The following is a 14671-nucleotide window of genomic DNA, read 5'->3' on the forward strand; positions in this document are numbered from 1 at the left end:
CTGCTCAATTAATGAAGCGGTGCGATTTTTGGGTGTAATTAGATAATAGAATCAGTCGACAGGCACAGCCAATTGGGCAAGCAAGTGATTAAGCTGCGATCATTCAGGCTGGTGGGCGTCTAGATAGTCGTTTAGTTCGGCGTTTTGAATATCGGTAATAAACATGTGTCCTGGCGCGTGAGTGATTACCAAAGGCAGCTTGGCGTTTTCGATTGCTGCTTGTGGAGTTACGCCACATGGCCAAAAGACTGGCACTTCGCTTGGCTTGATCGTGTCAGCATCGCCATAGTCCGGATGATTAAGGTCAGAGATGCCAATTGCAGCTGGATCGCCAATTTGGATCGGCGCCCCATGAACGTTAGGCATCTGGGCCGTAATCTGGCGGGCCAGCTGAGCTTTAGCCGGCGACATAGGCCGCATTGAAACCACCATGGGACCTTTGAAACGGCCGACGGGATTGGTCATTACGCTCGTTTTGTACATGGGAACGTTGTGCTTTTCAGTCAGATGACGAATCTCAATGCCGGCTTTGAGCAGGGCTTCTTCAAACGAAAAAGAGCAGCCAATCAGAAAGCCAACCATATCCGTCTGCCAATACGGAGTGGCATCGGTAATCTCTTTAGTAAAATGGCCGTTTTCATAGAGACGGTAACGCGGAATATCCGTACAGATGTTGGCGTGCCGTGCAATCGTCTTGGTCAAGGGTGTTTGTTTGACGGTTTCCAACAGCGGACAGGCTTGCGGATTTTGCCGAATCCATTCACGAAAGTCATGCGCATAGATTTGCGGCAGAATTACCAGATTGGCTTGCGCGTAGCCGGCTGCCATTCCAGCAGTTGGAAAATCGATTTGCCCAGCACGAATCTTTTGCCGGACCTGAGCCGGTGTTTGCTGGATGTAGGGCCGAATATCAAAAGCGGGCATGTATTTCACCTCTTGGATTATATAATGATGTGAAGATTAGATTTGCATTAAATGATAGCTGTTAGATGATCATTTGCAAACCTATTTTGCTGCTAAACTGGCTAAATTAAGCAATCAGACTCTGAAACTTAACTCAGTCGGCTCTTGGTAAACGCGATAGTTAAAAATAACACGCGGCTGTTTTGGACAAGCCATGGTTATTGGCCATTCAAACGACCAGCTGCATAAGTAATGCATTTAAAAAAGAGTCGGCAGAAACTGCCGGCTCTTTTTAATCATAATTTTTTGACAGTTGTGGATTCGACCTGGATGATCTGTGGCTGCGCATAGTCGAAGCGATGGTCAGTACGGTGGTCATGCCATTTCACGATCCCGATCAGAATCAAGATAATGACGATTGTATAGAGCAGGGCCGAACGACTGGAAGGATGATCGACCATGGCCGCGCTGCGATACCAACGAAACAGCCAGGCCAGCATGCTATAGACCAGAATTCCGCAGACCACGGCAAAAATAATGGCCCACATAAACGTCGTGGCCATCGCCATAACGATTCCCGCGGCGATTAAAAATAAAACCATCAAAATGATGAACAGGCACATTTAAAAATCCTCCTTGTTGTTCGACCAGCCAGGCAGCGGTACGTCGATTACGCGCGGCGGCTGATTTAATTGACAGGCAACAGCTTGACCGATCCCCAGTCCGCTGACGGTGGCGACTAATTGTGCATCCAGATTGAGACTGCTGATTTCTTCGGGACTGGCCAGATGGTGAACCAGCAGATTAGGAAACTGAGAGCGCAGTTTGGCTGGCAGGTCCAATGGTGATTGCGTGGTTAGAATCATGTTTAGTCCAACCTTGCGACCTTCACGCAGAACCTGGAAAATCCCGTTTTCAGCCAGCTTGGTCTCATTAGCTGGGAGATAGCGGTGGGCCTCATCAATTATAATATTGACGGAAAAAGCCGCGTTATGCTGCAGACGGTGCTCCAGAATCCGTTTCATTAAAAGTGAGATGACGGCCCGTTGACCAATCGCGAGCGTCTTCAGAGTGGAAAGGTCGATTACCAGCGTTTTGTGGGCGCTGCGCTGATTTAAAAACATCTGCAGCACGAAATTGAGCTCGGTTTTAACCTGTTGAGGCTGATGAATCGTACCGAACAATTCCCGTACTGCCAAACTGGCCAGTAATTCTCTTAGCTGAATGATTTTGGGCCATTCTGCCGCAATCAGCTGTCGGTCATAGGTCTGGCCAAGCAGCTGATAGTCGGCACGCTGATCGTCATATGGGATCACCAATTCTTCAATTAACTGGTCGGGCAGCAGCTGAACGGCATATGATTTTGACCAGCGACCAAGTTTTTCCAGTTCCTGCTGGTGAGCAGCGATTGGCTGGCTGATGCGCTGATAGCAGCCGGACTGATTCCGCAGATTGTTTTGAATACGCAGGTCATTGACTGCTGAAGCGGCGGCTGTGTTGAGACGTTCGTCAAAATGCAGTCCCAGCGCCTCAATCAACTGAGCAGCCGAAAATTCACCAGGTTCCAGATAAGCGTTCTCGCCCAAGCGGTAAACGATGGCATTTGGCAGCTGCGCGTATTCACCGGTAGGATCCAGGACAATGTTGGCTTGGCCGCTGCTCTGCAATTGATCCAACAAGGTTAAAGTTGAGGTCGTCTTACCGCTGCCGGTCTGTCCAATGATCAGCAGGTGTCTTTTTGTCAGCTCGTTCATGCATTCATCCCCAATCATTATAATATTCTAATTATAAATAAGAAGGGCCTAAATTGTTACAAAAATATTGTTATTCTTTTTGGATCCTTATTTGAGCAATTTAGTGAAAACGGCTTCATTTACAGTGATATAATGTCGTGGTAAGAAAATATTAGTATGATAAATAAATGATAAGTTGACGAAATAAAGGTAATTTGCTGAACAGCGACCCGACTTATTATTTAGCGGCTTAAAATGGGGGAATTTCAATGAATAAACTACAACGGTTAGGGAAGGAGACCGAAACGGATCGCAGCTGTCGCGTCAAAATGTACAAAGCAGGCAAGAACTGGCTTACATCATGCCAGGTTTGCCGTTATTTTTTGAATTGTGCAGTTTTGAAACGCGTGGCGATTTCTGCCGGAGCAGTAGCAATGGGGATGAGTCTGGCTGCTCATAGCGTCAAAGCTGATACGACTGATGTAACAGTCAACAGCAATGCTCCAGTGCTTGCCGGCCCGGTGACTCAAGCCAAAACGGCAGCCGATATTGTCGTCACGAATGAAAGCAGTCAAGCTTCCGTAAGCGTCGCGTCAGCCAGTACCGCAACGCTTGCTGAAAAGAGCATCAGCAGCATACCGGAATCATCAGTCAGCTTGGATGCAGTCACGACAAGAAACGACTCAGCAGCTGATGCGAGTCAAAAAAGCCCAGCCGCGGCAGCCAATGACTCGACAGCTACCAGTCAAAATGGTGCGTCCAACTCAACAGTGCCCAATCAAAGCGCTGGTTCTATCGCTGATTCGGCAGTAAATGAAAATAATGGTCTGAATTCAAGCAGCAGTCAGATTAAATCAGCCAGTTCAGCTGCCAATACGGCCAAATTAAAGACAGCGGCCATTGCTTCAGCAAATGAGCTGGCAGTCTCGACTACCGATTATCAGGCCTTAACCAAGGACTGGCGGGTTGATGCCAAGGGAAACGTGACCTATATCGGTAAAAGTACGGATCTGACTACGATTACGGTTCCTAATAACTACGATTTTTATCAGGCTGGCAAGATTCAGGCTGGTCAGAGCGTGACGATCGCGGCCAGCGTGATTCACAACCTGCTCAAGCAGAACCGTCAGTTAAGCGAGCTGATCATTTCATCAGATGGGGACGGCAAGCTGATCGCCAAAGGCAACTGGAAAGCGGCTTTCAGCGGCTATGACGATAACTATATGAATCAGTATACTTGTCGCGTCAAGTCGTTTGATTTAGGCGGGCTGGATGTTTCGCAGGTTACCAGTATGGCGCGGATGTTTGACAGTGATCGCGAGCTGGTGCGGATCACGGGACTCGGCAATTGGAACACTGGCAAAGTAACGGATATGTCCTATATGTTTAATGGCACGTCGAAGCTGAGTACTTTGGACAGTATTGAAAAATGGGACGTCCAGCAAGTCTCCAATATGGACTATATGTTTTCCCAGGCGTTTGATAATGCTTGCGAATGGCCGCTGACGCTGGATCTGTCAGGATGGAACACCAAGTCGCTTACCAAGCTTAGTCATTTATTCTATTACGCTGGTATTACCAATCTGAACATCTCAAACTGGAACCTGACTAAAATGACTAAGCAGTCGCGGACGCAGTATCTTTTTGCCAACGCGGGCACGCTGCAGAAGAGTAAGGGCGATAATGAAGACGTGGCCTCGTTTGGGTTCGTCTTGACGATGAATCAGGTCAAGCTGCCGCAGACGGCCAATTATAAGCTGCAGGCTAACGATTTTTATGCAACGCGCAGTGGCGACATCCCGCTGCTGGTCTTTACCGATCTGACGGATGCCAATCTGTTGAACATCCTTAATTCTGAACTGACCAGCTTCAACTATATGACTGGTAAAGATGAGCCTTCGCGGCGGCATGCGTTCAGCGTCAAGCTGGAAGATGGCACGACCAAGACCATTTCAATTAGCCGAGTCTACAAAAATGAACAAGAAGAAATCGCAACGATTCAATCAGCAATTAAGCAGGCAGCTGCTAAGGACGGCTATTCGTTAACGACTGCACCAACCGTCAGCAGTCTAACCCCAGCCCAGCGCATTTCAAATACATATCAGGTCAGCTATATTGCACTGCCACAGACAACTCACATTATTTTTGAGGACGAAAGCGGCAACGTAATTCAAACCAAGACCATTACCGGCAAAACTGATGAAATCGTTAGTGTTAGTGTGGACGCAGTCGTACCAACCGGCTGGGAAATTGTCAGTGGGACGATCCCGACTCAAATTACCCTGGTCGGCACTGGGACGCCAGACATAATCATTAAAATCAAGCACAATATCATCTCGAAAGATAAAACCAAAACCGTTAAGCGCATCATTACGATTACTAATCCTGATCAAACAATTAAAACCATCGAGCAGGCTGTTAAATATCAGCGAACGGCCATAGAGGACGAGGCAACCGGCATCACGACCTATACAGAATGGCAGGTTGATGGCGATACTGGTGATTTTGCGGCGATTGATCTGACCAATTATCAAGGAGCTGATTATACCAAGGCTGGCTATACGATGATGATTGATGGTCAACCGGGGACAACGATTGCCAAAACAACGCCCAATGCTGAAGCTGAAGACAGCAATATTACCGTTACGTTTACGCCAGTTCGGCATACGATGCACATTAATTATGTCAACAGCCAAGGTGATGTCATCAAGTCACAGGAAGTCACTGGCTATACTGGCGAAACCAAAATCGTTGAGTTGAGCGCGCCAGCAGAATGGCTGATTACTGATGGCAGCACGCAAAAGAAGGTTGAGTTTGGAGCAGACGGCGCTCAAGACATCACGATCAATATTGAGTATGCACGTATCTATGTTGAGCCGACCGATCCCAAAACGATTACTGATCCATTGCCTGACAATCCAGCTAAGTTTTATCCAGCTGGCGTTGGTTATAATGATTTAAACAAAGCCGTTACCCGCACGATTACGATTGTTGATCCCAAAACCAGCAGTCAAAAAATCATTACTCAGATCGTACGCTTTACGCGGCGCGCGATTGTCGATGAGGTCGTTGGGACGCTGGTTGGCTATACAAACTGGCAGACGACCAATGCGGTTTGGGATGGCATCGATGTCGACAGTCTTTATCCCGGCTATACGCCCAGCAGTCAAGTAGCAACCAAGACAGTCACGGTCAACGACGCTGATCAGACACAGACGATTACGTTTACCGCTAATGATGCCGTTCAGACCGTACGTTTTATGGATGGCAATACGCAAGTCGGTTCGGATTACTTTTTACGCGGCAAGACCGATCAGCTGGTTGAATTGCCAGCACTGCCGGATGGCTGGCAGTTGGCGCCTGGGCAGACACTGCCAAAAAACGTTCAGCTGGCTGCTAATGACGTGCCGATCAAGATTCAGATTATCGCCGGTTTGTGCACGATTACCACGGCGACGGCAGCCGGAACGCTGATCCCAGGAACTAAAAACCAGTACCTGCAAAAAGCAATTGCTGATGACGACTTGAATCGGCAGGTTACGCAGACGGTCGTCATCATCAATCCGCTCGATCATACGTCAACTACCCAGCAGCAGATCGTTCGCTTTACGCGCAGTGCCGTGATCAACATGACCAATGGCGAGCTGGATCATTATACCGCTTGGCAGTCAGTAGGGCTGGATTCGTTCAATGAGGTCACCCTGCCTGTTTTTGCCGGCTACACGCCTCAAGCCTTGAATGATCATCAGCAGGCAATTGCATTAACGATGGATGGCGATCTGCCAGCAGTCGATCAAGTAGCGGCCACCCAGGCAGATAGCGTGATTACGGTCAGCTATCAAGCCAATCCGGTTGACGTGGCAGTGATCTTTAAAGATGCGGCGGGCAGCCAGATTGGTTCGATTGTTACGATTCATGGTCAAACCGATGAAGTACTGCAGCTGATTTTTGATCAAACCACCCGGCAGCTGAAAGTCAATACTGGTCTTGCGCATCCCGACAATCCAGCCACGATCGCGCTGCCAACCAATTGGGAACTGGATGATGGCAACGACTTGAGCCCAGTCAAAATGGCAAGCGGCCAAACGATTGCCTTGCGAGTGCGGCATCAAACAAGCGATGTTTCCACCACGGACGCGTCAGCCAAAGAAGAGTTTACGCGGACCATCAATATTTTTGACCCATACCAGGGACAGCTGCAGCCAATTACGCAAACAGCAGTCTTTCATCGCAGCGCCATTAAGGATCTGGTGACCGGCATCGTGACCTATGGCAGCTGGGTACCGGCCCAAGGAATTTTTGTCAAGGTGGATATTCCAAGCGTAGCCGGCTATACCCCGGATCGACAGGTTAATGAAGAGAAAGTTGATCCGCTCAACGGTAAAAACGAAACGATTGACGTGCACTATCAAGCCAATGACGGCAATATTCAAGAAATTGACTACGTTGACCAAGATGGCAATGTAATCAACCATTTGAATCTCAGCGGCAAGACTGATGCAGTTGCCAAGATCAGCTATCAGGCTCCCAACAACTGGCAGATCGTATCTGGACAGACTTTGCCTGGCGAGGTACGGTTTAAGGTTTATAATCCGGTAATCAAGGTGATCGTCGAACATCAAACCAAAGACGTTACCGGACTGGATCAACAGCTGGGAATTCAAACCAGCAAAACGGTCACGCGTCAGATCACTGTTAGCACGCCAACTGGACAGATCAATGAAATCAAGCAGTTCGCTCGGTTCCAGCGCTCAGCAGTCCAGGATCTGGTGACGGGTGCGATCAGTTTTGGCGAGTGGCAGTGGCAGGCTGGCGATCAGCTTTTTGAAAAGTTCACGCCGGCCTCGATCGCGGGCTATACGCCAAACTACCAGTTGATTGAGGAGCTTACGCCAACTGCCCAAACGAATGATTCGGTTTATCAAGTCAGCTACCAGGCCAATCCTGGTCAGCAGACGATCTCATATCGGGATGCATATAACAATATCGTATTGACGCAGATCATTTCTGGGGTAACCGATCAGATCGTTGACGTGCCAACGGTTTTGCCATCCGGCTGGGAACTGGCGGCTGGACAGGCCATGCCGGCAACGGTGACGATCAAGCCGACTGATACGCCAATCATTATCTATGTTCAGCACCAGTTAAAAGACGTAACGGCCGAATATTCAAACACCACTCAGGATACCGTCAAACGAATCATAAACGTGCAGCTGCCAAATGGACAGGTAGTTACGACAACGCAGACGGTCAATTTTAAGCGGTCCGCAACAATGGATCTGGTAACCAATCTGATTGAGTATGGTCAATGGCAGGCAGACGGCAGCTTTGCCAAGGTCGTGATTGATCCAATTGCCGGCTACCAGGCTACGCAGACCGAGGTGCCGGCAATAACGCCAACGGCAATGGCTGATGACATTACTATTGAGGTCAGCTATATCGCGCAAAAAGCCACGCAGCTGATCCAATACGTTGACCAAAACAATCCAGCTGGCAGTCCGATTGGTGAACAATCCATTCCTGGGCTGGTTGATCATGACGTGGCCGTGACGCCATCAATCCCAGCCAATTGGGAACTGGTACCAAATGAAACGATTCCAGGCAGCGTCACGATTAAGCCGGATGCCGCGCCAATCAAGGTTCTGATTCAACATCAGCACCAAGACGTTTCGCAAACGGATGCGGGGGCGACTAAAAAGGTTACCCGCACGATCAGATTTAACAACCCCGATGGTACCAGTCAAACGATCGAACAGGCCGTAACGTTTATGCGCACGGCAGTCAAGGATCTGGTTGACGATACGATTGCCTATGGTGCCTGGCAGGGTGGTGGCGTTTTTGTCGGCATGGAAGTCCCACAAATTGCGGGCTACTATGCCAGCCAAGACGTCATCTACAGTGTGCAGCCAACGCCAGATACTGAAAATCGAACCATTGACATCACCTACTGGGCCAAACCGGTTACGACGCGCATCGTTCAGTATGTTGATAAATCTGGTCAGCTGATCAGCAGCGATCCCGTCATCGGCAGACTTGACACAGATACCGACTATACGCTGAAGCTGCCGGAGCATTGGGAGTTTGTCGATGCCAATCTCAAAGCGGGGACAAGAATTTCAATCAACATGGGTAAAGCTGGCGAGATTATTTATCAAATCAAGCATCAATTGACTACCGACACGTTTCTCAAGGACTTCACGCGCCATGTCGTTTTACACAAGCCAAGCGGAACGGAAACGATTGATCTGACGGCTAAGATGCAGGCCACGCGAACTCATGATGAGGTTACGGGCACGGATACGTATGAAAACTGGCAGGTCGTCAACTCGTTTGGTCAAGTAGCAGCCGATAAGATTGCCTACGCTGGCTATCAGGCCTCAGTTAAAGAAATTGCTGACAGCGCGCCGAATGAAAATATGGCCGCTGAGACGACGATTGATGTGACTTATACGGCTAATCCCGGCGTGCAGACGATTGAATATGTCGATAGTCAGGGCAATGTCATTTCAAAACGGCTGCTTGCCGGACTGGTTGATCAAGAAGTCACCTTGGATACCAGTCAGAATGGCAACGCGGCTTTACCGGCCAACTGGCAGCTGGCAAAGGGCGTGACGGTACCAAGCAGCATTAAGATTCCAGCGTCTGATCAGGTGATTCCTTTTGAAGTTGAGCATCAGCTGCAGGACGTTTCCGCGACTGATCCCGACGCTCAAAAAGTAGTTACGCGAGTCATCAACGTCTTTGATCCACACAAGGGTCTTGATACAAGAACGAATACCATTACGCTGGTCCGCACGGCAATCAAGGATCTGGTTACCAATCGGACGGCCTATGGTAAATGGCAAAATCCCGCTCATCAGGTATTTGACGAGTTTAATGTGCCACAGCTCACCGGCTATACGGCCAGTCGTGATCTGATTGCCGCCTATATGCCAAATGGCGAAGATACCACGCTGACGTACAACATTACCTATTCGGCCAATGAGCAGTCAGTGCTGGTAGTCTATCAAGATCAGCAGCATAACGTGATTGGACAGACGGCTGCTGGAGGACGGACTGATCAGCGCCTTACGATCGACTTTGCGCAGTCATTGCCTGATGGCTGGGTCTTGGCGGCCGGACAAGCTGATCAGCAGCAGATTACGTTTACGGGATCAGCAATGACGCCGATTATAGTTGAGATCGTACATGGTCAGGTTTTAGTTGAGCCTGATCATCCCAAGACGCCGCAAGATCGCCTGCCATATACCAAAAACGCCTTTTATCCCAGCGGCGTGGGCTATAACAAACTCAATCGAACCGTTGCGCGCCAGATTACGATTGTCTATCCAGATGGGCAAACCGATCTGATCAGACAGACCGTTCAGTTTAAACGCAGCGCGACGGTAGATACGGTGACCAAAGCCGTTGTCTATGGTGAGTGGCAGGTGATCGGCAATGATCATTTTGCTGAGTTCGTCCCTAAAGAGCTGTCGGACTATCTGCCAAGCCTCAAGCTGATTGAAGCCGCCGTACCTGGTCCAGAAGACGTTGACGGCAGCTTGACGATCAGCTATTACCACCGCTATACGACCCAGACGATTGAGTATGTTGATGCTGACAGTGGCGAGCTGGTTGGTGATCCGCAGGTAATTGCTGGCGAAACGGGAACGATGATTGAACCAACGCTGATGCTGCCAGATGGCTGGGGATTAGATGAAAATCAAGCCGTCCCAAGCAAGATTGCCATGAAGCTGGTTGACACGCCAATCAAATTGAGAGTTCGGCACATAGCCGTTCTGGTTGACTTTGATCATCCCGTGCAAAAAGGCGAGCTGATTGCCGGTACCCAAAATCAGCATTATCAGGTTGATTTGGGAGCAGACAAGCTGAATCGCTATGCCACGCGAACGATCATCATTACCGATCTGCAGGGCGAGCAGTCCCGGATTATACAGCGGGTTCATTTCGTGCGCAGCGTCTGGGTTGATGCAGTCACCGGTCTGCCGATCATCCCATTGACCAGCCTGGAATGGCAGCCGCTCAATACTAAATCATTCTGGAATGCCGTGTCGGTTCCTGAAATTCCTGGCTATCAAGCAATCATTACGGATGAGGCCACGGGACAACAGCTGCCGGCAATTGAGCAGGTCAGCCTTGATGCACTGGCCAATCAAACGATCAAGGTAGTCTATCAGGCACAGACCGGTCAGCGGACTATCAATTATGTTGATGAAAATGGCAGCATTATCGGGACGCAGACGGTTATCGGTAACTTAAACGCGATGATTCCAGTTGAATTGGTTTTGCCGCAAGACTGGCAGCTGGCTAGTCCAGATGAGCGACTGACCAACGTGAGAATTATAGCTGCCAATCAGCCAATTGACATTCTGGTTGTTCATCGGTTGGTTGAGAAAACACCACAGCTGCGCCAGATTACGCGGACGATCAACTTTAAGAATCCATTGAACCAAAATGCCGTAACGACGGTCGTGCAGACGGCCGCCTTTAAACGGGCAGTCTACCATGATCTGGTCAGCGATACCGATACTTATAGCGCTTGGATTCCACTGGTTGCCAAATGGGATGAGCTGATCTTGCCGGAAGTAGCTGGCTATCAGCCTTCGCAAACGGTAAGCCAACTTGTAGTCACGCCGGATACTGCCAATGTCGTCTTGGATGTTGAGTATCTACCTGAATCACAGCTCCAGACGGTTAATTACGTGGACCAAAACGGCAATCTGATCAAGACGCAAAACTTTGCTGGCAAGGTTGGCGAAACGATCAAGCCGGGATTCAAGCTTCCCGCTGGCTGGCGATTGCTGACGGGGCAACAGCTGCCGGAATCATTGGTCATTCAAGCAGCCAATGTGCCATTAAACGTGCAGATTGAGCATGGCTTGGTAGATCAGCCGGATGAAACGCGAACGGTCAGTCGTTCAATTAAATTAAATTTTCCTAATGGCAAGGTTCAGACCAAAGTTCAAACCGTAAAATTCACGCGGACCGTTACCCGTGATCTGGTAACCAACCAGTTCATCTATGGCGAGTGGCAGCGTCAAGGACAGTTTGACCAGTTTGACGTCCCAACGATTGCTGGCTATTTGGCTAATCTTAACCAGGTGCCAATGATTGTACCAACTGCCGATTCTGCAGACAGTACCGTTCAAATTCAGTACGAGCCGCAAATTGAAACGCAGTTGATTCAATATGTTTACGCTAATGGTGCTTCCAGTCAGGTGATTGCAGAACAGTCCTTGGCTGGAAAGACGGGAGAGTGGCTGGCATTCAAGCTGACGGTTCCTAAAAACTGGCAGCTTGCCAATACTCAAAGCGTACCAGCGATGATTCAGATCAAAGCCCAGACGGATCCAATCGTAATCTTGATTCAGCATAAGCAAAAAGATGTTACTGATATTGCCGATGATACTGAACGAACAGTGACAAGAACGATTAAGATTACTTACCCAAATGGACAGATCGAAACCATTGTTCAAAAAGCAGTATTTGACCGCAGCGCAACTGAAGATGAGGTTACTGGAAAGATTGTTTATGGTAAATGGTATGGCGATGATGTTTTTGAAAGTGTCACCGTACCAGAAATTGAGGGCTGGCAGCCAAGTTTAGCTCAAATTGGGCAATCACGGCCAAATGCAAACACGCCTGACAGTACGGCAACTGTTACCTACAGTCAGGCTCAAAGCGTATTTGTGATTCAGTATGTTGATGCCAGTGGTAATTACGTTGCGGCCCAGCCATTCTGGGGTCAGGCTGGTGAGACGATCAAGCTTACCTCACAGCTGCCGGCTGGCTGGAAGTTAATTGGTGCCAACTCAATCCCAGATGAAGTCGTCCTAAAAGCCGGCGAACAGCTGCTGCAGATGCGGATTGGCCATATTCTGCAGGTAATTGATGAAAATGATCCGGATCGTCATACCACGGTTACGCGAACGATCAATATCAAACTGCCGGATGGTCAAAGCAGGCAGATTCAGCAAAAAGTCAGCTTTATTCGACTGGCTTTTGAAGATGAGGTAACCAATCAGCGCAGCTATGGACCTTGGATTGCCGAAGACGATGGCGGCGGTGTTACCGATCGCTTTGCCGAGATTGAGATACCGACGATCAAAGGATGGGTGCCAAGTCAAACCGTGGTTGCTGAATACAAGCCTAGCGGGACGGCCCACAGCACGATTATCGACGTTAACTATCTGCCTGAAGCGCGCAGCCGGATGATTGAATATGTTGATGAAAACAATCAACTGATCAGAAGCGATGCCATCGTTGGCCGGACTGGCGAAACAGTCGCGGTCCAAAGCAGCGTACCAACTGGCTGGGAAATCGTTGCCGGCAAGGTTCCGGATACAGTTGTGTTTGATGAGAGCGTTGATCAGCCAGTCAGAATCGTCATTAAGCATCGCGTGATTACGATTGACGCTGAGCAGGCAGCCGAATTGAATCACGTTGATGTCAGCGAGCTTACTGAATCCGTTGTCAGAGAGATCAGAGTCTTGATGCCGCACCAGGATCAGCCATTGATTACTAAGCAGCAGGCTGATTTTAAACGGCTGGGTGAATATGATCTGGTTGACCAAAAATTCGTCGGTTTTGGCGATTGGCAGGCAGTCGGCAGTATGCTGATGACGGCATATCGTGTTCCCAAGGCTGCTGGCTATCGTCCATCAGTCAGTGGAATCGGTGAACAAACAGCAACGGCTGGCGATGCTGATGAAACGATTGTCATTAGCTATGCTGCCAGCCAACAGACGATTCATGTCAAATATGAAGACGAGCATGGTCAGGTGATCAGCATGGATTCGATCAGTGGTCAAACGGATCAGACCGTACCGATTACGATCAAAGTTCCGGCAGGCTGGAAACTGACCGCCGAGCAAGTCGTTCCTGACAACGTTACATTTACGGCGACCACGTCAGATATCGTGCTTCAGGTTGCACACGCTACAGTCACGGTTTTGCCAAATGATCCTAAGACAACTAAGGAGCTGCTGCCGGACAATCCAGATCGTCACTATCCGAGCGGCGTTGCCTTTGCCGATCTGAACAAAACAATTACGCGGACGATTATCTTTAAGCTTCCTGATGGTCGTATTAAGACGATCAAGCAGAAGGTGCAGTTTACAAGAAGCGCGGTGGTTGATGAGGTTACTGGACAAATTACGTACCACGACTGGCAGGTTTTAGATGACGATAAACTGGCCAGTGTAGCCGTGCCGGTATTGGAAGGCTATACCGCAACGATGCAAGTTATTCCATCACTGCATGTAACAGTGGATATGCATGATTTGACGGTTGAAGTTGAATACATCAAATCCGCTGTTCCAGATCAGCCAACAACACCGGATCAAACGATACTACCAAATCAGCCCGTACAGTCGCACAATCAGTCAAACAGAACTGGAAATGCTGATGCCATTAAAGAAGCATCAACGATTTTGCCGGATCAGACAGCTAAATCAAAGCAGGTTAAAGATAAACGCTTGCCTCAGACTGGCAGCAATGAACAAGAGCACGGTCATATCTGGGCAATTTTGGGTATGCTGAGTATGCTGTTTGGCGGTCTCTTAGGTAGCAAGCGTCGCGATAAGCACTCCTAAATGAAAGCATAGGTAGGATCGCGGTCAGCCAATTAAATGGTGTTTCAAGGCTTTAAATGTTGGCTTGCATTAAAGAAACGGAAAAATTAATATTAGGGACTGATAAACGCTATCTCCAAGCTAATGGTTGCTTGAGATGGCGTTTTGCTTTAACTGTATTGTTTTATGCTAAAATTAAGACGTGTTATTTCTTTCTATATAATAAAAATGATACCTATCGATTTTTCGAGAAATTGAGTGGAGTGACAAGATGACCAGACTGATTGACGATGTATTTAAAAATCAAAAATTCATCCCCACGCAGATGACCGAATTTGGTTTTCAGAAAACTGGGGATTCCTATACATACGAAGAGAATTTTCTCGATGACTCATTTCGAGCGGTCGTCACCGTGAAAAACGGCAAGGTCGATGGTCAAGTCATTGACTGCTCAACTGGGGA

4 protein-coding genes and 1 pseudogene are annotated in these 14671 nt (G+C 48.7%); 2 read left to right on the plus strand and 3 right to left on the minus strand.

Annotated features, from left to right (window positions below; translation table 11 throughout):
• Positions 1-99 precede the first annotated feature (99 nt).
• The 3 genes from FC47_RS08735 to FC47_RS08745 all read right to left on the minus strand — a co-directional run bounded on the left by FC47_RS08735 (position 100) and on the right by FC47_RS08745 (position 2657).
• The gene (locus FC47_RS08735; RefSeq protein ID WP_045025319.1) at positions 100-924 is read right to left on the minus strand and encodes a putative hydro-lyase; all 825 of its coding nucleotides are present in this window, start codon (positions 922-924) and stop codon (positions 100-102) included.
• A gap of 275 nt (positions 925-1199) precedes the next feature.
• Entirely contained in the window at positions 1200-1526 is a 327-nt protein-coding gene (locus FC47_RS08740; RefSeq protein WP_006500938.1) for a hypothetical protein, read from the minus strand.
• The gene (locus FC47_RS08745) at positions 1527-2657 is read right to left on the minus strand and encodes an ATP-binding protein (RefSeq protein WP_039946204.1); all 1131 of its coding nucleotides are present in this window, start codon (positions 2655-2657) and stop codon (positions 1527-1529) included. It lies immediately after the preceding gene.
• 248 nt (positions 2658-2905) lie between these two features.
• Here FC47_RS08745 and FC47_RS08750 point away from each other — a divergent pair, with 248 nt between their 5' ends.
• Positions 2906-14230, plus strand: a complete 11325-nt coding sequence (locus FC47_RS08750) for a mucin-binding protein (RefSeq protein ID WP_056968652.1) — start codon at positions 2906-2908, stop codon at positions 14228-14230.
• Between the two features lie 250 nt (positions 14231-14480).
• Positions 14481-14671 (plus strand): annotated as a pseudogene (locus FC47_RS08755) (hypothetical protein); the annotation flags it as partial.

Origin of the sequence: Limosilactobacillus mucosae DSM 13345 (assembly GCF_001436025.1) — a bacterium.
Lineage (GTDB): Bacteria > Bacillota > Bacilli > Lactobacillales > Lactobacillaceae > Limosilactobacillus > Limosilactobacillus mucosae.